General features: G+C 58.7%; 19 protein-coding genes. 17 read left to right on the forward strand and 2 right to left on the reverse strand.

What is annotated here, in order from left to right; all coding sequences use genetic code 11:
- Positions 1 to 2 precede the first annotated feature (2 nt).
- The 10 genes from nuoE to nuoN all read left to right on the forward strand — a co-directional run bounded on the left by nuoE (position 3) and on the right by nuoN (position 11,999).
- Positions 3 to 503: an NADH-quinone oxidoreductase subunit NuoE gene (gene nuoE, locus PYR66_07095; GenBank protein ID WEF29469.1), complete on the forward strand. Its 501-nt coding sequence runs from the start codon at positions 3 to 5 to the stop codon at positions 501 to 503.
- Positions 500 to 1,837: an NADH-quinone oxidoreductase subunit NuoF gene (gene nuoF, locus PYR66_07100; GenBank protein ID WEF29470.1), complete on the forward strand. Its 1,338-nt coding sequence runs from the start codon at positions 500 to 502 to the stop codon at positions 1,835 to 1,837. The genes nuoE and nuoF overlap by 4 nt, the downstream gene beginning before the upstream one ends.
- Positions 1,838 to 1,870: 33 nt before the next feature.
- Positions 1,871 to 4,597 (forward strand): NADH-quinone oxidoreductase subunit NuoG, encoded by a 2,727-nt coding sequence (gene nuoG, locus PYR66_07105; protein ID WEF29471.1) that lies wholly within the window; start codon positions 1,871 to 1,873, stop codon positions 4,595 to 4,597.
- Positions 4,594 to 5,571, forward strand: a complete 978-nt coding sequence (gene nuoH, locus PYR66_07110; protein WEF29472.1) for an NADH-quinone oxidoreductase subunit NuoH — start codon at positions 4,594 to 4,596, stop codon at positions 5,569 to 5,571. The genes nuoG and nuoH overlap by 4 nt, the downstream gene beginning before the upstream one ends.
- 14 nt (positions 5,572 to 5,585) lie before the next feature.
- Positions 5,586 to 6,128 carry an NADH-quinone oxidoreductase subunit NuoI gene (nuoI, locus tag PYR66_07115; protein WEF29473.1) on the forward strand — a complete coding sequence of 181 codons (543 nt, stop codon included), beginning with the start codon at positions 5,586 to 5,588 and terminating at the stop codon, positions 6,126 to 6,128.
- A gap of 10 nt (positions 6,129 to 6,138) precedes the next feature.
- Positions 6,139 to 6,693, forward strand: a complete 555-nt coding sequence (nuoJ, locus tag PYR66_07120; protein WEF29474.1) for an NADH-quinone oxidoreductase subunit J — start codon at positions 6,139 to 6,141, stop codon at positions 6,691 to 6,693.
- Positions 6,690 to 6,992, forward strand: coding sequence for an NADH-quinone oxidoreductase subunit NuoK (gene nuoK, locus PYR66_07125; protein ID WEF29475.1), 303 nt, complete (start codon positions 6,690 to 6,692; stop codon positions 6,990 to 6,992). Before nuoJ ends, nuoK begins: the two co-directional genes overlap by 4 nt.
- On the forward strand, positions 6,989 to 8,830 hold the full coding sequence (nuoL, locus tag PYR66_07130) for an NADH-quinone oxidoreductase subunit L (GenBank protein ID WEF29476.1): 1,842 nt from the start codon (positions 6,989 to 6,991) through the stop codon (positions 8,828 to 8,830). Before nuoK ends, nuoL begins: the two co-directional genes overlap by 4 nt.
- 175 nt (positions 8,831 to 9,005) lie before the next feature.
- Positions 9,006 to 10,535, forward strand: coding sequence for an NADH-quinone oxidoreductase subunit M (gene nuoM / locus PYR66_07135; protein WEF29477.1), 1,530 nt, complete (start codon positions 9,006 to 9,008; stop codon positions 10,533 to 10,535).
- Positions 10,536 to 10,541: 6 nt separating this feature from the next.
- Entirely contained in the window at positions 10,542 to 11,999 is a 1,458-nt protein-coding gene (gene nuoN, locus PYR66_07140; GenBank protein ID WEF29478.1) for an NADH-quinone oxidoreductase subunit NuoN, read from the forward strand.
- A 56-nt stretch (positions 12,000 to 12,055) separates the two neighbouring features.
- Here nuoN and rnz read toward each other — a convergent pair whose 3' ends face one another.
- On the reverse strand, positions 12,056 to 12,976 hold the full coding sequence (gene rnz / locus PYR66_07145) for a ribonuclease Z (GenBank protein WEF29479.1): 921 nt from the start codon (positions 12,974 to 12,976) through the stop codon (positions 12,056 to 12,058).
- Positions 12,977 to 13,032: 56 nt separating this feature from the next.
- Between rnz and PYR66_07150 the strand changes: the two genes are divergently transcribed.
- The 7 genes from PYR66_07150 (at position 13,033) to menE (ending at position 20,660) form a co-directional block, all read left to right on the forward strand.
- Positions 13,033 to 13,494, forward strand: a complete 462-nt coding sequence (locus tag PYR66_07150; protein ID WEF29480.1) for a GNAT family N-acetyltransferase — start codon at positions 13,033 to 13,035, stop codon at positions 13,492 to 13,494.
- 173 nt (positions 13,495 to 13,667) lie between these two features.
- The gene (gene menF, locus PYR66_07155; protein WEF29481.1) at positions 13,668 to 14,963 is read left to right on the forward strand and encodes an isochorismate synthase MenF; all 1,296 of its coding nucleotides are present in this window, start codon (positions 13,668 to 13,670) and stop codon (positions 14,961 to 14,963) included.
- A 76-nt stretch (positions 14,964 to 15,039) separates the two neighbouring features.
- A complete protein-coding gene (gene menD, locus PYR66_07160) occupies positions 15,040 to 16,710 on the forward strand; it encodes a 2-succinyl-5-enolpyruvyl-6-hydroxy-3-cyclohexene-1-carboxylic-acid synthase (GenBank protein ID WEF29482.1) in 1,671 nt (556 codons plus the stop codon).
- A complete protein-coding gene (gene menH, locus PYR66_07165; protein WEF29483.1) occupies positions 16,707 to 17,465 on the forward strand; it encodes a 2-succinyl-6-hydroxy-2,4-cyclohexadiene-1-carboxylate synthase in 759 nt (252 codons plus the stop codon). The genes menD and menH overlap by 4 nt, the downstream gene beginning before the upstream one ends.
- Before the next feature lie 14 nt (positions 17,466 to 17,479).
- Positions 17,480 to 18,337 carry a 1,4-dihydroxy-2-naphthoyl-CoA synthase gene (gene menB, locus PYR66_07170; protein WEF29484.1) on the forward strand — a complete coding sequence of 286 codons (858 nt, stop codon included), beginning with the start codon at positions 17,480 to 17,482 and terminating at the stop codon, positions 18,335 to 18,337.
- Positions 18,337 to 19,302: an o-succinylbenzoate synthase gene (gene menC / locus PYR66_07175; protein WEF29485.1), complete on the forward strand. Its 966-nt coding sequence runs from the start codon at positions 18,337 to 18,339 to the stop codon at positions 19,300 to 19,302. Before menB ends, menC begins: the two co-directional genes overlap by 1 nt.
- Positions 19,299 to 20,660 carry an o-succinylbenzoate--CoA ligase gene (gene menE, locus PYR66_07180; protein WEF29486.1) on the forward strand — a complete coding sequence of 454 codons (1,362 nt, stop codon included), beginning with the start codon at positions 19,299 to 19,301 and terminating at the stop codon, positions 20,658 to 20,660. The genes menC and menE overlap by 4 nt, the downstream gene beginning before the upstream one ends.
- On the opposite strand, the gene PYR66_07185 is transcribed toward menE, so the two are convergent.
- Entirely contained in the window at positions 20,657 to 22,174 is a 1,518-nt protein-coding gene (locus PYR66_07185) for a tripartite tricarboxylate transporter permease (GenBank protein WEF29487.1), read from the reverse strand. The two genes, menE and PYR66_07185, sit on opposite strands and share 4 nt — an antisense overlap.
- Positions 22,175 to 22,177: the final 3 nt, after the last annotated feature.

The following is a 22,177-nucleotide window of genomic DNA, read 5'->3' on the forward strand; positions in this document are numbered from 1 at the left end:
TTATGCACGAGAATCAACAACCACAAACCGAGGCTTTTGAGCTGAGTGCGGCAGAGCGTGAAGCCATCGAGCACGAGAAGCATCACTACGAAGACCCGCGAGCGGCGTCGATCGAAGCGCTGAAAATTGTTCAGAAGCAGCGCGGCTGGGTGCCGGATGGCGCGATCTACGCGATCGCCGATGTGCTGGGTATCCCGGCAAGCGACGTAGAAGGCGTGGCGACATTCTACAGCCAGATCTTCCGCCAGCCGGTTGGACGTCACGTGATCCGCTACTGCGACAGCGTGGTGTGCCACATCACCGGCTTCCAGGGGATCCAGTCGGCGATTGAGAAAAAGCTGGACATCAAACCGGGTCAAACCACCTTTGATGGCCGCTTCACGCTGCTGCCGACCTGTTGCCTCGGCAACTGCGACAAGGGGCCGACCATGATGATTGATGACGATACTCACAGTTATCTGACGCCGGAAGCGATTCCTGACCTCCTGGAGCGGTATAAATGAAAACCATTATTCGTACTGCCGAAACGCATCCCTTAACCTGGCGTCTGCGCGACGACAAGCAGCCGGTGTGGCTGGACGAGTATCGCAGCAAAAACGGTTATGAAGGGGCGCGCAAGGCCCTGGGCGGCATGGCGCCGGATGAAATCGTCAATGCGGTAAAAGACGCTGGCCTGAAAGGGCGCGGCGGCGCGGGCTTCTCCACCGGTCTGAAGTGGAGTCTGATGCCGAAAGACGAATCCATGAACATCCGTTACCTGCTGTGTAATGCCGATGAAATGGAGCCGGGCACTTATAAAGACCGTCTGCTGATGGAGCAACTGCCGCACCTGCTGGTGGAAGGCATGCTGATTTCCGCGTTTGCGCTGAAAGCCTACCGCGGTTACATCTTCCTGCGCGGCGAATATATCGAAGCGGCACAACATCTGCGCCGTGCGATTGCCGAAGCCACCGAAGCGGGTCTGTTGGGGAAAAATATCCTCGGCACTGGCTTTGACTTCGAGTTGTTCGTGCACACCGGGGCAGGGCGCTATATCTGCGGTGAAGAAACGGCGCTGATCAACTCGCTGGAAGGCCGCCGCGCTAACCCGCGCTCCAAGCCGCCGTTCCCGGCGAGTTCCGGCGTGTGGGGCAAACCGACTTGCGTCAACAACGTTGAAACCCTGTGCAACGTGCCCGCCATTCTCGCCAACGGCGTGGAGTGGTACCAGAACATTTCGACCAGCAAAGATGCTGGCACCAAGCTGATGGGCTTCTCCGGCCGCGTGAAGAACCCGGGTGTTTGGGAGCTGCCGTTCGGCACCACCGCGCGCGAGATCCTTGAAGACTACGCTGGCGGTATGCGTGATGGCCTGAAGTTCAAAGCCTGGCAGCCGGGCGGCGCCGGTACCGACTTCCTGACCGAGTCGCACCTCGATCTACCGATGGAGTTTGAAAGTATCGGTAAAGCGGGCAGCCGTTTGGGCACCGCGTTGGCGATGGCCGTCGACCACGAGATCGGCATGGTTCCGCTGGTGCGTAACCTCGAAGAGTTTTTTGCCCGCGAATCCTGCGGCTGGTGTACGCCTTGCCGCGACGGCCTGCCGTGGAGCGTGAAGATTCTGCGAGCCCTGGAGCGTGGCGAAGGCCAACCTGGCGATATCGAAACACTTGAGCAACTGTGTCGATTCCTTGGGCCGGGTAAAACCTTCTGCGCGCACGCGCCGGGCGCGGTCGAACCGCTGCAGAGCGCGATTAAGTATTTCCGCGAAGAATTCGAGGCTGGCATTAAGCAGCAGTTCAGCAATACCCATGCAATCAACGGGATTCAGCCGAACCTGCTTAAGACGCGCTGGTAATCTAAAGGTTTTTTTATTTTTGGAAGCACGCTAATGGCTACGATTCATGTAGACGGCAAAGAATATGAGGTCAACGGGGCGGACAACCTGCTAGAGGCATGTCTCTCTCTTGGTCTTGATATTCCGTACTTTTGCTGGCATCCGGCGCTAGGGAGCGTCGGTGCTTGCCGCCAGTGTGCGGTGAAGCAATATCAGAACGCGGAAGACACGCGTGGTCGCCTGGTGATGTCCTGTATGACTCCGGCATCCGACGGCACCTTTATTTCTATCGACGACGGCGAAGCGAAACAGTTCCGCGAAAGCGTGGTGGAGTGGTTGATGACCAACCACCCGCACGACTGCCCGGTCTGCGAAGAGGGCGGTAACTGCCACCTGCAGGATATGACGGTGATGACCGGCCATAGCTTCCGTCGCTATCGCTTTACCAAGCGTACCCACCGTAACCAGGACCTGGGGCCGTTCATCTCTCACGAAATGAACCGCTGCATCGCCTGCTACCGCTGTGTTCGCTACTACAAAGATTACGCTGACGGTACCGATCTGGGCGTCTATGGCGCGCATGACAACGTCTACTTTGGCCGCCCGGAAGATGGCACGCTGGAAAGCGAGTTCTCCGGCAACCTGGTAGAAGTTTGCCCAACCGGCGTTTTTACCGATAAAACGCACTCCGAGCGTTATAACCGTAAATGGGACATGCAGTTTGCGCCGAGCATCTGCCAGCAGTGTTCCATCGGTTGTAACATCAGCCCGGGCGAACGTTATGGCGAGCTGCGTCGTATCGAAAACCGTTACAACGGTACCGTTAACCGCTACTTCCTGTGCGACCGCGGTCGTTTCGGCTATGGCTACGTGAACCTGAAAGACCGTCCGCGTCAGCCGGTTCAGCGCCGTGGCGACGATCTGATCACCCTCAACGCCGAGCAGGCGATGCAGGGCGCGGCGGATATTCTGCGTCAGTCGAAGAAAGCGATCGGCATTGGTTCTCCGCGCGCCAGCATTGAAAGCAACTTTGCGCTGCGTGAACTGGTCGGTGCCGATAACTTCTATACCGGTATCGCTAAAGGTGAACAAGCGCGTCTGCAGATGGTGCTGAAAGTGCTGCGTGAAGGCGGAATTACTACCCCGACGTTGCGCGATATTGAATCCTACGATGCGGTACTGGTGCTGGGTGAAGATATTACTCAGACCGGCGCACGCGTTGCGCTGGCGGTACGCCAGGCGGTGAAAGGTAAAGCGCGTGAAATGGCGGCGGCGCAGAAAGTGGCCGACTGGCAGATCGCGGCGATCCTTAACATTGGACAGCGCGCGAAGCACCCGTTATTTGTGACCAACATTGATGATACTCGCCTTGATGATATCGCCGCGTGGACTTATCGCGCGCCGGTAGAAGATCAGGCGCGTCTGGGCTTTGCCATCGCGCATGCGCTGGATGAGCGCGCGCCGGCGGTTGATGGCCTGAGCCGCGACTTGCAGGGGAAAGTGGAAGTGATCGTCCAGGCGCTGGCCGGGGCGAAGAAACCGCTGATTATCTCCGGCACCAACGCCGGCAGCATGGAAATTATCCAGGCTGCCGCGAACGTCGCGAAAGCACTGAAAGACCGCGGCGCCGATGTTGGCGTGACGATGGTCGCCCGCGCGGTGAACAGCGTCGGTCTTGGCATGATTGGCGGCGGCTCTCTTGAAGAGGCGCTGGACGAGCTGGAAAGCGGCGCCGCAGATGCGGTGATCGTGCTGGAAAATGACCTGCATCGCCATGCTTCCGCCGCGCGCGTCGATGCTGCGCTGGCGAAAGCGCCGCTGGTGATGGTCGTTGACCATCAGCGTACGGCGATTATGGAAAAAGCGCACCTGGTGCTCTCTGCGGCAAGCTTTGCTGAAAGCGACGGCACCGTGGTTAACAACGAGGGCCGCGCCCAGCGTTTCTTCCAGGTCTACGACCCGGTTTACTACGATGCGCAAACCGTCATGCTGGAAAGCTGGCGCTGGCTGCATTCACTGCACAGCACCGTCAATAACCGTCAGGTTGACTGGACGCAGCTGGACCACGTGATTGATGCCGCAGTTGCCGTACTGCCGCAGCTGGCAGGCATTAAAGATGCAGCGCCGGATGCGACGTTCCGCATTCGCGGCCAGAAGCTGGCGCGTGAACCGCACCGCTACAGCGGCCGCACGGCGATGCGCGCTAATATCAGCGTGCACGAACCGCGTCAGCCGCAGGATAAAGACACCATGTTCGCCTTCTCGATGGAAGGGAACAACCAGCCGTCCGCACCGCGTTCGCAAATCCCGTTCGCATGGGCGCCGGGCTGGAACTCCCCGCAGGCATGGAACAAATTCCAGGATGAAGTGGGCGGTAACCTGCGCCACGGCGATCCGGGCGTGCGTCTGATTGAAGCATCCGCCAGCGGGCTGGAGTACTTCACGACGGTTCCGGCCGGCTTCCAGGCGGAAGAGGGTAAATGGCGTATTGCGCCGTACTACCATCTGTTCGGCAGCGATGAACTGTCTCAACGCTCTCCGGTGTTCCAGAGCCGGATGCCAGAGCCATACATCAAGCTGAACCCGGCGGATGCCGCAAAGCTTGGTGTCAACGCTGGCGTGATGGTGTCCTTCAGCGTGGAAGGCCAGACGTTGCGTCTGCCGCTGATTATCTCTGAAGGTCTGACCGCAGGACAGGTTGGCTTACCGATGGGCATGCCGGGCATTGCGCCGGTATTGACCGGAGCGCGTATTGATTCACTGCAGGAGGCGAAAGTATGAGCTGGTTAACGCCGGATCTTATCGACATTCTGTTAAGCATCCTGAAAGCCGTGGTCATTCTGCTGGTGGTTGTCACCTGCGGCGCGTTCATGAGCTTCGGCGAGCGTCGTTTGCTCGGCTTGTTCCAGAACCGCTACGGACCTAACCGTGTGGGCTGGGGCGGCTCACTGCAGCTCGTCGCCGACATGATCAAAATGTTCTTTAAAGAGGACTGGATCCCGCGCTTCTCCGATCGCGTGATCTTTACTCTGGCGCCGGTTATCGCCTTTACTTCGCTGCTGCTGGCTTTTGCTATTGTGCCGGTCAGCCCGTCGTGGGTGGTCGCCGACCTGAACATCGGCATTCTGTTCTTCCTGATGATGGCGGGTCTGGCGGTTTACGCGGTCCTGTTCGCCGGTTGGTCGAGCAACAACAAATACTCGCTGCTGGGGGCGATGCGTGCTTCCGCGCAGACCCTGAGCTACGAAGTCTTCCTTGGTCTGTCCCTGATGGGCGTGGTCGCGCAGGCGGGGTCATTCAACATGACCGATATCGTCAACAACCAGGCGCATCTGTGGAACGTCATCCCGCAGTTCTTCGGCTTCGTGACTTTCGCCATCGCCGGCGTGGCGGTGTGTCACCGTCACCCGTTCGACCAGCCGGAAGCGGAGCAGGAACTGGCCGATGGTTACCACATTGAATATTCCGGTATGAAGTTCGGTCTGTTCTTCGTTGGTGAATACATCGGTATCGTCACCGTCTCAGCGCTGATCGTCACGCTGTTTTTCGGCGGCTGGAATGGCCCGTGGTTACCTCCGTTCATCTGGTTCGCGCTGAAAACCGCGTTCTTCATGATGATGTTCATTTTGATCCGCGCATCATTGCCGCGTCCGCGTTATGACCAGGTAATGTCCTTTGGCTGGAAGGTATGCCTGCCGTTAACGCTGGTCAACTTGTTGGTAACGGCGGCTGTCATTCTCTGGCAGGCGCAATAAGGGGTGAATTGAACATGACCTTAAAAGAATTATTGGTAGGGTTCGGCACCCAGGTCCGCAGTATTTGCATGATCGGGATGCACGCCTTCGCCAAACGTGAAACTCAGATGTATCCGGAAGAGCCGGTATATCTGCCGCCGCGCTATCGCGGCCGCATCGTGCTGACGCGCGATCCGGACGGCGAAGAGCGCTGCGTAGCCTGTAACCTGTGTGCGGTAGCCTGCCCGGTTGGCTGTATTTCTCTGCAGAAAGCAGAGACTAAAGACGGCCGCTGGTATCCGGAGTTCTTCCGCATCAACTTCTCACGCTGCATTTTCTGCGGCCTGTGCGAAGAAGCGTGCCCGACCACGGCGATTCAGTTGACCCCGGACTTTGAGCTGGGCGAATACAAACGTCAGGATCTGGTGTACGAAAAAGAGGATCTGCTGATTTCCGGTCCGGGCAAATACCCGGAATATAACTTCTACCGGATGGCGGGTATGGCAATCGACGGCAAAGATAAAGGCGAAGCGGAAAACGAAGCTAAGCCAATCGACGTCAAGAGCCTGTTACCGTAAGGAGAGGGCAATGGAATTCGCTTTTTATATCTGTGGCCTGATAGCCATCCTCGCAACCTTGCGGGTCGTTACCCATACCAATCCGATACATGCGCTGCTGTATTTGATTATTTCGCTGTTAGCGATTGCCGGGGTGTTCTTCTCGCTGGGTGCTTACTTCGCCGGTGCGCTGGAAATTATTGTCTACGCCGGGGCCATCATGGTGCTGTTCGTCTTCGTGGTGATGATGCTCAATCTGGGCGGCACCGAAATCGAACAGGAGCGCAAATGGCTGCAACCGGGGATCTGGATTGGCCCGGCCATCCTTTCCGCGGTGCTGCTGGTGGTGATTGTTTACGCCATCCTGGGGATTAATGACCAGGGTATCGACGGCGCGGCGATTAGCGCTAAAGACGTGGGTATTGCGCTGTTTGGACCGTATGTACTGGCGGTGGAGCTGGCCTCCATGCTGTTGCTGGCGGGCCTGGTTGTCGCCTTCCACATTGGCCGCGAAGAACGCGCCGGTGAAGTGCTGAGCAACCGCGTGAACGACAGCGACAAAAGAAAAACGGAGGAACACGCATGATCCCCTTAACACATGGACTGATCCTCGCCGCGATCCTGTTTGTGCTCGGCCTGACTGGTCTTGTGATCCGCCGCAATCTGCTGTTTATGCTGATTAGCCTGGAAATCATGATTAACGCCGCTGCGCTGGCATTCGTGGTAGCGGGAAGCTACTGGGGCCAGACTGATGGTCAGATTATGTATATCCTCGCCATCAGCCTTGCGGCTGCGGAAGCGAGTATCGGCCTGGCGCTGCTGCTGCAGCTCCATCGTCGCCGCCAGAACCTGAACATCGATTCAGTAAGTGAGTTGCGTGGATGAACATGCTTGCCTTAACCATTCTTTTGCCATTGATTGGCTTTGTGCTGCTGGCCTTCTCCCGCGGGCGCTGGTCGGAAAATCTATCCGCCGCGGTTGGGATGGGCTCGGTGGGTCTGGCGGCGCTGGTCACGGCGTACGTTGGCGTCGACTTTTTTGCTAACGGCAAACAGGCGGTCAGCGTGCCGCTGTGGAACTGGATGTCGGTCGGTGATTTCAACATCGGCTTCAACCTGGTGTTGGACGGCCTGTCGTTAACGATGCTGTCTGTCGTGACCGGCGTGGGCTTCCTGATCCACATGTTTGCCACCTGGTACATGCGCGGTGAAGAGGGGTACTCCCGCTTCTTCGCTTATACCAACCTGTTTATCGCCAGCATGGTCGTTCTGGTGCTGGCCGATAACCTGCTGTTGATGTACCTCGGCTGGGAAGGCGTCGGTCTCTGTTCTTACCTGTTGATCGGTTTCTACTACACCGATCCGAAGAACAACGCCGCAGCGATGAAAGCTTTCGTGGTGACTCGCGTCGGTGACGTGTTCCTCGCCTTCGCGCTGTTCATTCTCTATAACGAACTGGGTACCCTTAACTTCCGCGAAATGGTTGAGCTGGCGCCGCAACACTTCGCTAACGGCAGCACCACGCTGCAGTGGGCGACGCTGATGCTGCTTGGCGGCGCGGTAGGTAAATCCGCACAGCTGCCGTTGCAAACGTGGCTGGCCGATGCGATGGCGGGCCCAACGCCGGTCTCCGCGTTGATCCACGCCGCAACCATGGTAACCGCGGGCGTCTACCTGATCGCTCGTACCCACGGCCTGTTCCTGATGACGCCGGAAGTGTTGCATCTGGTCGGTATCGTTGGCGCGGTGACCCTGGTGCTGGCGGGCTTCGCCGCGCTGGTGCAAACCGACATCAAACGCGTCCTGGCTTACTCCACCATGAGCCAGATTGGCTATATGTTCCTGGCGCTGGGCGTGCAGGCATGGGATGCGGCGATCTTCCACCTGATGACCCACGCGTTCTTTAAAGCGCTGCTGTTCCTGTCGTCCGGCTCGGTGATCCTTGCCTGCCATCACGAACAGAACATCTTCAAGATGGGCGGCCTGCGCAAATCTATTCCGCTGGTCTATGTCTGCTTCCTGGTGGGGGGCGCGGCGCTGTCCGCTCTGCCGATCATTACCGCAGGCTTCTTCAGTAAGGATGAGATTCTGGCGGGTGCGATGGCCAACGGTCATATCAATCTGATGGTGGCGGGCCTGGTCGGTGCCTTTATGACCTCGCTGTACACCTTCCGTATGATTTTCATCGTATTCCACGGTAAAGAGCAAATTCACGCTCATGCAGGGAAGGGGATTACCCATCATCTGCCGCTGATTGTGCTGCTGGTTCTGTCCACCTTCGTTGGCGCGCTGATTGTGCCGCCGCTGGAAGGTGTACTGCCGCAGACCACTGAGCTTGCGCACGGTAGCGTCATGACGCTGGAGATTGCTTCCGGAGTTATCGCTATCGCTGGCATCCTGATCGCCGCATGGCTGTGGCTGGGCAAACGCACGCTGGTGACGTCCATCGCCAACAGCGCGCCTGGCCGCTTCTTCGGTACCTGGTGGTTCCATGCCTGGGGCTTCGACTGGTTATACGACAATGTGTTCGTGAAACCTTTCCTTGGTATCGCCTGGCTGCTGAAGCGCGATCCGCTGAACTCGTTGATGAACATTCCGGCGATCCTTTCCCGCTTCTCAGGCAAAGGCCTGCTGGTGAGCGAGAACGGTTATCTGCGCTGGTATGTGGCTTCAATGAGCATCGGCGCGGTGGTGGTGCTGGCTCTGCTGATGGTATTGCGTTGAGTTTGAGAACCATTGTGTTGCCCGGCGGCGCGGTGCTTGCCGGGCCTACGGGACCGTAGGTCGGGTAAGCGTTAGCGCCACCCGACAAAACAAGTCTCAAACTGAAGTGAATTTTCTGTGAGAATTCGTTGAAAATCAGGTCCCTTAGGGACTTTAACAAGGAATAAAGATCGCCATGTTACTACCCTGGCTAATATTAATTCCCTTTATTGGCGGCTTCCTGTGCTGGCAGACTGAACGCTTTGGCGTAAAAATGCCGCGTTGGATCGCGCTGATTACCATGGGACTGACGCTGGTGCTTGGCCTGCAGCTGTGGATGCAGGGCGGCTATTCTCTGACGCAATCCGCGGGTATTCCGCAGTGGCAGTCGGAATTCGTGATGCCGTGGATCCCGCGCTTCGGCATTAGCATCCATCTGGCTATTGACGGTCTGTCGCTGCTGATGGTGGTGCTCACCGGCCTGCTCGGCGTGTTGGCGGTGCTCTGTTCCTGGCGTGAAATCGAAAAATACCAGGGCTTCTTCCACCTCAACCTGATGTGGATCCTGGGCGGCGTGATCGGCGTGTTCCTCGCCATCGACATGTTCCTGTTCTTCTTCTTCTGGGAAATGATGTTGGTGCCGATGTACTTCCTGATCGCGCTGTGGGGCCACAAAGCCTCTGACGGTAAAACGCGTATCACGGCGGCCACCAAATTCTTCATCTATACCCAGGCGAGCGGTCTGGTGATGCTGATTGCCATTCTGGCGCTGGCGTTCGTTCACTTTAACGCCACCGGCGTGTGGACCTTCAACTATGAAGAACTGCTGAAAACTCCGATGTCCCACGGCGTGGAATACATGCTGATGCTGGGCTTCTTTATCGCCTTCGCGGTGAAAATGCCGGTGGTGCCGCTGCATGGCTGGCTGCCGGACGCTCACTCGCAGGCGCCGACCGCAGGTTCCGTTGACCTGGCGGGCATCTTGCTGAAAACCGCGGCTTACGGCCTGCTGCGCTTTGCGCTGCCGTTATTCCCGAACGCGTCCGCCGAGTTTGCGCCAATCGCCATGTGGCTGGGCGTCATCGGTATCTTCTACGGCGCGTGGATGGCCTTTGCCCAGACCGATATCAAACGTCTGATTGCTTACACTTCCGTTTCCCACATGGGCTTCGTGCTAATTGCTATCTACACCGGCAGCCAGCTGGCTTATCAGGGAGCGGTGATTCAGATGATTGCCCACGGTCTTTCTGCGGCGGGTCTGTTCATCCTGTGCGGCCAGTTGTATGAGCGTCTGCACACGCGCGACATGCGTCAGATGGGCGGTCTGTGGAGCAAAATTAAATGGCTGCCGGCGATGTCGATGTTCTTCGCGGTCGCCACCCTGGGTATGCCGGGTACCGGTAACTTTGTCGGCGAATTTATGATTCTGTTCGGCAGCTACAAAGTGGTGCCGGTGATTACCGTTATCTCGACCTTTGGTCTGGTATTCGCTTCCGTTTACTCGCTGTCGATGCTGCATCGCGCTTACTTCGGTAAAGCGAAAAGCGAAATCGCGGCGAAAGAACTGCCGGGGATGTCCCTGCGTGAACTGTCTATCATCCTGCTGCTGGTGGTGCTGCTGGTGCTGTTGGGCTTCTTCCCGCAGCCGATTCTCGACACCTCGCATGCTGCGATGAGCAACATTCAGCAGTGGTTTGTTAATTCTGTTTCTACTACAAGGCCGTAATTCGCCATGACAATAACTCCACAACAACTGATCGCACTGCTACCGCTGCTGATCGTCGGCTTGACGGTGGTGGTTGTGATGCTCTCCATTGCGTGGCGACGCAATCATTTTCTCAATGCCACGCTGTCGGTTCTCGGGCTTAACGCCGCGCTGGTCTCGCTCTGGTTTGTTGGTCAGAACGGCGCGATGGACGTCACGCCGATGATCCGCGTTGACGGCTACTCGATGCTCTACACCGGGCTGGTGCTGTTGGCGAGCCTCGCGACCTGTACTTTCGCCTACCCATGGCTTGAGGGTTACAAGGACAACAAAGAAGAGTTCTACCTGCTGGTGCTGATTGCCGCGCTGGGTGGCATTCTGCTGGCTGGCGCTAATCACCTGGCGTCGCTGTTCCTCGGTATCGAATTGATTTCGTTGCCGCTGTTCGGCCTGGTCGGCTATGCCTTCCGTCAGAAACGTTCGCTGGAAGCCAGCATCAAATACACCATCCTCTCCGCGGCAGCGTCGTCTTTTCTGCTGTTCGGTATGGCGCTGGTGTATGCGAATTCCGGTAACCTGTCCTTCCTCGCGCTGGGCAAAAGCCTTGCTGACAACACGCTGCACGAACCGCTGCTGCTGGCGGGTCTCGGCCTGATGATTGTCGGCCTCGGTTTTAAACTGTCGCTGGTGCCGTTCCATCTGTGGACGCCGGACGTTTATCAGGGTGCGCCTGCGCCGGTATCAACCTTCCTGGCGACCGCCAGTAAGATTGCTATCTTTGGCGTGGTGATGCGTCTGTTCCTGTACATGCCGGTGGGCAACAGTGAAGCGGTACGCGTGGTGCTGGGCCTGATCGCCTTCGCTTCCATCATCTTTGGTAACCTGATGGCGCTGAGCCAGACCAACATTAAGCGTCTGCTCGGTTACTCTTCTATCTCGCACCTCGGCTATCTGCTGGTGGCGTTAATCGCCCTGCAGAGCGGCGAAATGTCGATGGAAGCCGTCGGTGTCTACCTGGCGGGTTACCTGTTCAGCAGCCTCGGCGCTTTCGGCGTCGTCAGCCTGATGTCCAGCCCGTACCGCGGCCCGGACGCCGACTCGCTGTTCTCCTATCGCGGCCTGTTTTGGCACCGACCGATTCTGTCGGCGGTGATGACGGTGATGATGCTGTCGCTGGCCGGTATTCCGATGACCCTTGGCTTTATCGGTAAGTTTTACGTGCTGGCCGTCGGTGTGCATGCGCACCTGTGGTGGTTGGTCGCTGCCGTGGTTGTCGGCTCGGCGATTGGTCTTTACTACTACCTGCGCGTTGCCGTCAGCCTGTACTTGAGTGCGCCGGAGCAGTTGAACCGTGATGCGCCATCGAACTGGCAGTACAGCGCCGGTGGTATCGTGGTGCTGATCTCCGCGCTGCTGGTACTGCTGCTCGGTGTGTGGCCGCAGCCGCTGATTAGCATTGTGCAACTGGCTACGCCGCTGATGTAATTAGCGCCGTATACAAAAAACCGCCGAATCCCGGCGGTTTTTTTATGCCTGCCGTTTTACTCTACCCGATACGTCATAAAGTCTTCCGCCAGCACGGTATTGGCGAAAATCTCCCGGCATTCCGCCAGCATGCGCAGGCAGCCTTCGGCATCATAGCGCGAGCTAAAGTGGGTGGCGATTAGCGTGCCGACGCCCGCTTCTCTGGCGAGCGTAGCGGTCTGCTGACTGGAGGAGTGGCCACGGCTATTGGCTTTCTCGGCCATGGCTTGTTCAAGGGTGGTCTCGTGAATCATCACATCCGCGCCGCGCGCCATCGCCAGCGCTTCCGGGCAAGGGGCGGTATCGCCAAAAATGGCCAGCGTTTTACCCGGCGTTGACGGCCCGAGATAGCGACTGCCGTCAATAACCCGCCCATCTTCCAGTTCGACGCGATGCCCAAGCTTCAGCTGATGGAACAGCGGCCCCGGACGTATGCCATCGGCAATCAGCCGGGCGGCGTCCAGCGTGCCGGGTTTGTCATGCTGCTCAATACGATAGCCGTAGCACTCTACTGGATGACTAAGTGGGAACGCGGTCACCCGATAGCCGCTGTCATCGAACACCAGGCCGGGGCCTATTTCGACGATAGTAAGCGGATAATCGGTCCACGAGCCGCTCAGGCGCAACGCGGTTTCGATAAACTCCGCTATCCCTTTCGGCCCGTAAATGGTCAGCGGTAGCGAGTTCCCCTGCATCGATCGGCTGCACAGCAAGCCGGGCAGGCCGAACAGATGGTCGCCGTGCAGGTGGGTGATAAAAATCTTATTCAGTTTGCCGGGATGGTAAGGGGTATGGAGAAACTGATGCTGGGTGCCTTCACCGCAGTCAAACAACCACATTTCAGCGCGGGTTGGCTGTTGCAAATTCAGTATTATCGACGTCATATTACGCGTACGGGTCGGCACACCGGCGGATGTCCCCAAAAATGTTAATTCCATCGTCCAGTGTCCTCAGGCGAGTCGTAAAGAATCAGTATATCAATAAGGAGTAACAAATGATGACCTGGCAAGATTTACACCACAGTGAACTCACCGTTCCCCAACTGTATGCGCTGCTTAAGCTGCGCTGCGCGGTGTTTGTTGTTGAACAAACCTGCGCCTATCAGGATGTCGATGGCGATGACTTAGTCGGCGAGAACCGTCATTTGCTCGGCTGGCGCGATGGCGAACTGGTGGCCTATGCGCGGATCCTCAAAAGCGAAGATGAGTTCGAGCCGGTGGTGATTGGCCGGGTCATTGTGAGTTCAGCCGTGCGCGGCGAGAAGCTGGGTTATCAGCTCATGGAACAGGCGCTGGCGAGCTGTCGGCAGCACTGGCCGCAGAAGGCGATTTATCTGGGAGCGCAGGCGCATTTGCAGAAATTTTACGCCAGCTTTGGTTTCGTCCCGGTAACGGATGTCTATGATGAGGATGGCATTGCCCATATTGGTATGGCGCGTGAAGTCGTGACCCATTAAGAAGCTAAATAATATTAGCGTATCGTTCTCTATTATCTATACTTTTCCTCCTGTAATGAATCCGGCGGTGTGTGTTCGCCGACGGATATAAAGACCGCTCCCTCATCATGGGTACTGCTATTTATTGGCAGTACCCTTTATAATGTGGGGCTTTTAATTCCGTGGAGGTTTGCGTGCTGTCTGTTTCCACCGCGCTGGAGCGCCTGCTGGGCCACCTGGCTGAAGATTTTCCACTGTCACCCGGCACGCGAATTTTCGATATCCCTTTCCCGCTTAACGATGCCTTTGATCCACTGCTGTGGAGTGCGCATCAGCCGTGCTGGCCGCAATTTTATTGGCAGCAGCGTAACGGCGATGAAGAGCTGGCAGCGCTGGGGGCGGTAAAAACTTTTTCTTCTTTGTCCGCGGCGCACGATTTTTTGTGTGGCGAAGGGCGGAACGATCTACGCATCTGTGGGCTGAACGCGTTCGACCCGCTGCAGGGGAACCTGTTTCTGCCGCGTCTGGAGTGGCGCCGCGTGGGCGGTAAAGCGACGCTGCGACTGGTGGTGCATAGCGCTACCTCGCTACGTGACGATGCGGCGACAGCGAGGACATTTATCCAATCACTGAATACCGCGCACGTGATTCCGGCGCCGATGCCGACGCTGCAGAGCGAACAGCATGCGCCGGAATATCCGCTGTGGCGCGACCTGATTGCGCAGGCGACACAGGCGATTGGCGCCGGAGAAATGGATAAGGTCGTGCTGGCGCGGGCCACGGATTTACGCTTTAGCGCTCCGCTGCAGGCCGTAGCGATTATGGCCGCCAGTCGGCGCAGCAACCTCAACTGTTTTCATTTCCTGATGGCCTTTAGCGCGCAGCAGGCGTTTCTTGGCTCCACGCCGGAGCGGCTGTGGCGTCGGCGCGGCCCGCAGCTGCGTACCGAAGCGCTGGCGGGCACCGTCGCCAATCATCAGGATGACGTTCAGGCGCAGCAGTTGGCGAACTGGCTGATGAAAGACGATAAAAACCAGCGCGAAAATATGCTGGTGGTGGAAGATATCTGCCAGCGTCTGCAGAGCGAGACGTCCGCGTTGGACGTGCTGCCCCCGCAGGTGGTTCGCTTGCGTAAAGTGCAGCATCTGCGCCGCTGCATCTGGAGCGAACTAACCAAACCCGATGACAGCTGTTGTTTGCTGCAACTGCAACCTACTGCGGCGGTGGCCGGGTTGCCGCGTCAGGCGGCGCTGGCGTTTATCACCCGGCATGAACCGTTTACCCGAGAATGGTATGCCGGTTCCGCAGGCTATCTGTCGCTGGCGCAAAGCGAGTTTTGCGTGGCGCTGCGCTCGGCAAAAGTCGAGAACGATACTCTCAGGTTGTATGCCGGCGCCGGTATTGTCAGCGGATCCGATCCGCAGCAGGAATGGCAAGAAATAGAAAATAAAGCGGCAGGATTACGATCGTTATTACTTTCAGAAGCGTAGAGAGACGACGTATATCAAAACGGCGCCACTTTACCTTATCTATACTTAGCACCAATATTTGATACCGGACAATTCCATGTCAGTAAGCGCATTTAACCGACGCTGGGCGGCGGTGATCCTGGAAGCTTTAACGCGCCACGGCGTGCAGCATATCTGCATTGCGCCGGGTTCGCGCTCGACACCCTTAACCCTGGCGGCGGCGGAAAACCGCGCTTTTATTCATCATACGCATTTCGACGAACGCGGTCTCGGCCATCTGGCACTCGGGCTGGCGAAGGCCAGCCGGCAACCGGTGGCGGTTATCGTGACGTCCGGCACCGCTACCGCCAACCTCTATCCGGCGCTGATTGAAGCGGGGCTGACCGGTGAAAAACTTATTTTGTTGACCGCCGACCGCCCGCCAGAACTTATCGACTGCGGCGCCAATCAGGCGATTCGCCAGCGGGGAATGTTTGCCTCTCATCCTTCGCAGACCATTTCACTGCCGCGACCGTCGCAGGATATTTCCGCCCGCTGGCTGGTGTCGACCATCGACCAGGCGCTGGGCGAACTCCACGGCGGCGGTGTTCACATCAATTGCCCGTTCGCTGAACCGCTGTATGGCGATATGGACGACAGCGGTCTCGAATGGCAGCAGCAGCTTGGCAACTGGTGGCAGAGCGATAAACCCTGGCTGCGTCAGGCGCTGCAGCGCGAGAGCGAGAAACAGCGCGACTGGTTCTTCTGGCGGCAAAAACGCGGCGTGGTGGTGGCGGGCAGAATGAGCGCCGCCGAAGGTAAAAAAGTGGCCGAGTGGGCGCAAACCCTCGGCTGGCCGTTGATTGGCGATGTCCTGTCGCAAACCGGGCAGCCGCTGCCGTGCGCCGATCTCTGGTTGGGTAATGGTAAAGCGGTGAGCGAGCTGACGCAGGCGCAAATCGTCGTTCAGCTCGGCAGCAGCCTGACCGGCAAACGCGTCCTGCAGTGGCAGGCGAGCTGCGAGCCGGATGAGTACTGGCTGGTGGATCATCTGCCCGGTCGTCTCGATCCTGCCCAGCACCGCGGGCGTCGTCTGCTCTCGCCCATTGACCGTTGGCTCGAACTTCACCCGGCGGAGAAACGTCAGCCGTGGGCCACTGCTATTCCTGCGCTCGCCGAGCAAGCGTGGCAAGCTGCCGTCGCCAGCAATGAACCCTTTGGCGAAGCGCAACTGGCGCAGCGTATTCGGCGCTATCTGCCGGATCAGGGGCAGCTGTTTGTAGGCAACAGTCTGGTGGTTCGTCTGATTGACGCGCTGGCGCAGCTACCGGCAGGTTATCCGGTCTACAGTAACCGCGGCGCCAGCGGCATTGACGGTCTACTGGCAACCGCTGCTGGCGTACAACGCGGTAGCGCCAGACCTACGCTCGCGATCGTCGGCGATCTCTCGGCGTTATACGATCTTAACTCGCTGGCCCTACTGCGTCAGGCATCAGCGCCGCTGGTGCTGATCGTGGTGAACAATAACGGCGGGCAGATTTTCTCCTTGCTGCCGACGCCGCAGGACGAACGTCGCCAGTTCTATTTAATGCCGCAGGATGTTGATTTTAGCCACGCGGCGGCGATGTTCGGCCTGGCTTATCATCGCCCGGAAAACTGGCAGGCGCTGGACGAGGCGCTGACGGGGGCATGGCGTAGGGCCGGGGCGACGGTCATTGAACTGGTGGTTAATGAGACTGACGGTGCACATACCCTCCAGCAGCTACTGGCGCAGGTCAGCCGTCTGTGATGCTCAGCGCGGCGGCAGAAAGCGGTCGAGCGGGTTATCCCTGGCTGGTATTCCTGCACGGTTTTTCCGGCGACCGCGACGAATGGCGTGACGTAGGCGAGGCGTTCCACGGCTGGCCGCGGCTGTACCTCGATCTACCGGGGCACGGCGGATCGGCGGATATCACGGTGGACGGCTTTGCTGACGTCAGCGAATTACTGCAGGCTACGTTAAATAGTTACAACATCCTTGACTATTGGCTGATTGGCTACTCGTTGGGCGGCCGCGTGGCGATGAACTTCGCCTGCCAGCCGCGCGCCGGCCTGCGCGGGCTGATCGTCGAGGGCGCTCATCCGGGTTTGCAGGACGATCAAGCCCGCCAGGCGCGCCGTCGTAATGATAGCGGTTGGGCAGAACGATTCCGCCGCGAACCGTTAGCGCAGGTCTTTGCCGACTGGTATCAGCAACCGGTTTTCGCCTCGCTGGACGCGGCGCAGCGCGCGGCGCTGGTCGCCCTACGCCGCCATAATAACGGAACGGCGCTGGCGATGATGCTGCAGGCAACCTCTCTTGCCGGGCAGGGCGATTTACGCCTCCCCCTACAGGCGCGCGATTTTCCCTTTCATTACCTGTGCGGCGAACGCGATGCGAAGTTTCTCGCTATTGCGCAAGCGCTCGCCGCCGAGACCCATATCATTCACCATGCCGGACACAACGCGCACCGGGAAAATCCCGCGGCGGCGATTGCCTGTCTGGCGCAGATTCTGGCTAGTTAACTGAAGGACATTCTATGATCTCTCTTGATGAAGCAATGCTCTACGCCCCCGTTGAATGGCACGATTGTTCCGAAGGCTATACCGATATTCGTTATCAAAAATCGACCGACGGAATCGCCAAAATCACCATCAACCGCCCGCAGGTGCGCAACGCCTTCCGTCCGTTGACGGTTAAAGAGATGATTCAGGCGCTGGCGGATGCCCGCTATGACGACAATATCGGCGTGATCGTCCTGACCGGTGAGGGGGAGCACGCTTTCTGCGCTGGCGGCGATCAGAAAGTCCGCGGCGATTACGGCGGCTATCAGGACGACTCCGGCGTTCACCACCTCAACGTCCTCGACTTCCAGCGCCAAATCCGCACTTGCCCGAAACCGGTCGTGGCGATGGTGGCTGGCTACTCTATCGGCGGCGGCCACGTGCTGCATATGATGTGCGATCTGACCATTGCGGCGGAAAACGCCATCTTCGGCCAGACCGGACCTAAAGTCGGCTCCTTTGACGGCGGCTGGGGTGCGTCCTATATGGCGCGTATCGTCGGGCAGAAAAAAGCGCGCGAGATTTGGTTCCTGTGCCGTCAGTATGACGCGCAGCAGGCGCTGGATATGGGGCTGGTTAACACCGTGGTGCCGCTGGCGGATCTGGAAAAAGAGACCGTGCGCTGGTGTCGTGAAATGCTGCAAAACAGCCCGATGGCGCTGCGCTGCCTGAAAGCGGCGCTGAACGCCGACTGCGACGGCCAGGCTGGTCTGCAGGAGCTGGCGGGTAACGCTACCATGCTGTTCTACATGACGGAAGAAGGGCAGGAAGGCCGCAACGCCTTCAACCAAAAACGTCAGCCGGACTTCAGCAAATTTAAACGGAATCCATAATGCGTGTTTCGCAGGTTTACCGCTGGCAGATACCGATGGACGCGGGCGTGGTTCTGCGCGAACGGCGGTTAAAAACCCGCGACGGGCTGTTCATCCACCTGCAGGAGGATGGGCGAGAAGGCTGGGGGGAGATTTCTCCCTTGCCGGGATTCAGTGAAGAGACACTGGAAGAGGCGCAGGCCGCGTTGCTGGTATGGGCGCGGGCCTGGCATGATGGCGAGGATTTGCCGTTACCTGCGCTGCCCTCGGTTGCTTTTGGCATCAGCTGTGCGCAGGCTGAGATCAACGGTGAGTTGCCGCAGGCGGCGGACTATCGCGTTGCGCCACTCTGCTCCGGCGACCCGGATGAACTGTTCGCCAAATTGACGGCAATGCCCGGCGAGAAAGTCGCGAAGGTGAAAGTCGGGCTCTGGGAGGCAGTGCGCGACGGCATGGTGGTTAATCTGCTGCTGGAAGCGATTCCTGACCTGCAGCTGCGGCTTGATGCTAACCGCGCGTGGACGCCGCTTAAAGCCCAGCAGTTCGCCAAATACGTCAATCCGGCGTATCGCCAGCGTATTGCATTTCTTGAGGAGCCGTGTAAAAACCGCGATGACTCACGTGAATTCAGCCAACAAACCGGGATCGCCATTGCCTGGGATGAAAGTCTGCGCGAGGCGGATTTCCGCTTTGTCGCTGAGCCCGGCGTGCGCGCGGTGGTCATCAAACCGACGCTGACCGGCAGTTTGCAAAAGGTGCAGCAGCAGGTCGCTGCCGCCCATGCGCTGGGGCTTAACGCGGTAATCAGCTCGTCCATTGAGTCCAGTCTCGGCTTAACCCAGTTGGCGCGGGTTGCCGCCTGGCTGACGCCACAGACCATTCCCGGGCTCGATACGCTGGCGCTGATGGGCGCGCAGCTGGTGCGGCCATGGCCGGAAAGCTCGCTGCCGACGATAACCCTTGATGAGCTGGAGCGGCTGTTGTGATATTTAACGATTGGCCGTGGCGTCAGTGGCGTCAGCTGCGTGGCGAGTCGCAGGCGTTGCGTCTGAATAACCAGGCGCTAAGTTGGCGACAGCTATGCGCGCGCGTTGATGCACTGGCGGCAGGATTTGCCGAACAAGGCGTCACGGAAGGTCAGGGCGTGGCGTTGCGGGCCTATAACCAGCCGCAGACGTTGCTTGCCTGGCTGGCGCTGCTGCAGTGTGGCGCGCGGGTGCTGCCGCTTAATCCGCAGTTGCCCCCAGCGTTGCTGCAGGAGCTGTTGCCCGCGTTAACCATGCAATATCAGCTGGCGCTTAACGGTGACGCGCTGCCGGTTGCTTTACCGACATTAACGCTGCAAGCGGCTGCGGGAACCCATGCTGTGCCATGGCGTGGAGAGCGTTTCGCCTCGATGACGTTGACCTCGGGGTCAACCGGTCTGCCGAAGGCAGCGGTGCATAGCGCCAACGCCCATCTGGCGAGCGCTGCTGGCGTGCTGGCGTTGATGCCTTTTGCCGCAGAGGACGACTGGCTGTTGTCGCTGCCGTTGTTTCATGTCTCCGGGCAGGGAATTATGTGGCGCTGGCTGTTGGCTGGCGCGCGGCTAACGGTACGTGACAAACAGCCGTTGGAACATCTGTTGCAGGGCTGTACCCATGCATCGCTAGTGCCGACCCAACTGTGGCGCCTGCTCAATGACGACGCCGAGGTTGCGCTGAAAGCGGTGCTACTCGGCGGCGCGGCGATCCCGGTTGAACTCACTGAACGGGCGCAAGCGCGCGGTATCCGCAGCTTTTGCGGCTATGGGCTCACCGAGTTCGCGTCGACCGTTTGCGCCAAAGAGGCCGATGGCGCGGCGGATGTCGGCGCAGCATTGCCAGGGCGGGAATTGAACATTGTTGCTGGTGAAATTTGGCTGCGGGCGGAGAGTATGGCGGCGGGCTACTGGCGCGATGGTCAATTGCTGCCGTTAACCAACGCGGAAGGCTGGTTTGCCACCCGCGATCGCGGTGAGCTACGCGATGGCCGGCTCATGGTTCTGGGACGCATGGATAATCTCTTTTTTAGTGGTGGTGAAGGTATTCAACCGGAAGAGATCGAGCGCGTATTAATCACTCATCCGCAGGTAGAACAGGTCTTTATCGTACCGTTGGACGATGCTGAATTTGGCCAGCGTCCGGTCGCCGTCGTCGAGTGCGATACCCTTTGTGAGTTAACGGCGCTGGCGGCGTGGAGTGCGGATCAGCTTGCCCGTTTCCAGCAGCCGATTCGCTGGCTGCGGCTGCCGGAAACGTTAAAAAATGGCGGGATTAAGATTTCACGTCAGGCGCTGCGCGACTGGGTGAATACCTCGGCTTAGCCGATATTCGCCTCGGCGCGGCGTTGGCGCTGCCGACGTCTCAGCCGCAGCAGTGGCGGAACTACCAGGACGGCAATGGCCAGCGCCAATAGCGTTTTGGTCACGCCGCTTTCCCATAAAATCGCCAGATTACCGTTGCTGATCGACAGCGCGCGGCGCAGGTTCTGCTCCAGCATCTCGCCTAACACGAAACCGAGGATCAGCGGCGACATCGGGAAGTGCATCTTGCGCATGATGTAGCCGAGCACGCCGAGCCCCACCATCAGCAGCAGGTCAAAGGTGGTACTGTGCACCGCGTAGACGCCGACGGCGGAGACTGCCGCGATAGCTGGCACCAGGAACCACAGCGGAATCGTCAGCATGCGGGTGAACAGGCCGATCAGCGGAATGTTCATAATCAGCAGCATCACGTTGGCGATAAGCAGCGCAGCGATAAGCCCCCAGACGATATCCGGCTGTTCGGTGAACATCGCCGGGCCGGGGGTGATGTTATACAGCGTCAGCGCGCCCATCATGACCGCGGTGGTGCCGGATCCCGGCACACCGAGCGTCAGCATCGGAATAAACGAACCGCAGGCGGAAGCGTTGTTGGCCGCCTCCGGCGCCGCGACGCCGCGAATATCGCCTTTACCAAAGTTATCGCTGTCGCCGCTGAGTTTTTTCTCCGTCATGTAGGTGATGGCGCTGGCGATGGTTGCCCCGGCGCCAGGTAGAATACCGACGAAGAAGCCGACCACCGAGGAGCGCAGGGTTGCGCCGACGCATTGTGCAGCTTCTTTGGTGTTAAACAGCATCCGCCCGGTTTTACGTACCAGCGTTTGTCCGCCGCTGGTGCTTTCCAGCATCAACAGGATCTCAGAAACGGAGAACAGGCCGATAACTACCACAATAAACTGCACGCCGTCGGAGAGATGCACACTGTCGAAGGTGAAGCGATAGACCCCGGTATTCGCATCTACACCTACTGTCGCCAGGCCCAAACCGATTAATGCCGCGAGGAACGATTTCAACGGATTTTGCGCCATCATGCTGCCGAGACAGGCGATAGCGAAGACCATCAGAGCGAAATACTCCGCCGGGCCAAACGCCAGCGACCACTGGGCGAGGATCGGCGCAAACAGGATGATGCCGCCAATGGCGATGATCGACCCAAAGAAGGAACTGACGGCGGAAATCGACAGCGCGACGCCGCCGCGCCCCTGCTGCGCCATCGGATAGCCATCGAGGGCCGTCATGATGGCGGCGGCATCGCCGGGCACGTTCAGCAAAATAGATGAAATACGCCCGCCGTATTCGCAGCCGATATAGACCGTTGCCAGCAGGATCAGCGCCGATTCCGCGGGTAAGTGCAGGGCGAAAGCCAGCGGCAGCAGAATGGCGACGCCGTTAATTGGCCCGAGCCCCGGCAGCAGGCCGACAATGGTGCCGACAAAGCAGCCGATCAGGGCGATAAGCAGGTTTTCCGGCGTCATGGCGACGGCGAAGCCCTGCGACAGATAAATCCAGGTATCCATAAG

The organism is Klebsiella aerogenes (genome assembly GCA_029027985.1).
GTDB classification, from domain to species: Bacteria; Pseudomonadota; Gammaproteobacteria; order Enterobacterales; family Enterobacteriaceae; genus Klebsiella; species Klebsiella aerogenes_A.

Coding starts and splice junctions, on each gene's coding strand:
- menD (WEF29482.1), top strand. CDS start 15,040: ATGTCAGTAAGCGCATTTAACCGACGCTGGGCGGCGGTGATCCTGGAA.
- menC (WEF29485.1), top strand. CDS start 18,337: ATGCGTGTTTCGCAGGTTTACCGCTGGCAGATACCGATGGACGCGGGC.
- PYR66_07185 (WEF29487.1), bottom strand. CDS start 22,174: ATGGATACCTGGATTTATCTGTCGCAGGGCTTCGCCGTCGCCATGACG.
- nuoF (WEF29470.1), top strand. CDS start 500: ATGAAAACCATTATTCGTACTGCCGAAACGCATCCCTTAACCTGGCGT.
- PYR66_07150 (WEF29480.1), top strand. CDS start 13,033: ATGATGACCTGGCAAGATTTACACCACAGTGAACTCACCGTTCCCCAA.
- rnz (WEF29479.1), bottom strand. CDS start 12,976: ATGGAATTAACATTTTTGGGGACATCCGCCGGTGTGCCGACCCGTACG.
- nuoE (WEF29469.1), top strand. CDS start 3: ATGCACGAGAATCAACAACCACAAACCGAGGCTTTTGAGCTGAGTGCG.
- nuoM (WEF29477.1), top strand. CDS start 9,006: ATGTTACTACCCTGGCTAATATTAATTCCCTTTATTGGCGGCTTCCTG.
- nuoJ (WEF29474.1), top strand. CDS start 6,139: ATGGAATTCGCTTTTTATATCTGTGGCCTGATAGCCATCCTCGCAACC.
- nuoN (WEF29478.1), top strand. CDS start 10,542: ATGACAATAACTCCACAACAACTGATCGCACTGCTACCGCTGCTGATC.
- nuoH (WEF29472.1), top strand. CDS start 4,594: ATGAGCTGGTTAACGCCGGATCTTATCGACATTCTGTTAAGCATCCTG.
- nuoI (WEF29473.1), top strand. CDS start 5,586: ATGACCTTAAAAGAATTATTGGTAGGGTTCGGCACCCAGGTCCGCAGT.
- menB (WEF29484.1), top strand. CDS start 17,480: ATGATCTCTCTTGATGAAGCAATGCTCTACGCCCCCGTTGAATGGCAC.
- nuoK (WEF29475.1), top strand. CDS start 6,690: ATGATCCCCTTAACACATGGACTGATCCTCGCCGCGATCCTGTTTGTG.
- nuoG (WEF29471.1), top strand. CDS start 1,871: ATGGCTACGATTCATGTAGACGGCAAAGAATATGAGGTCAACGGGGCG.
- nuoL (WEF29476.1), top strand. CDS start 6,989: ATGAACATGCTTGCCTTAACCATTCTTTTGCCATTGATTGGCTTTGTG.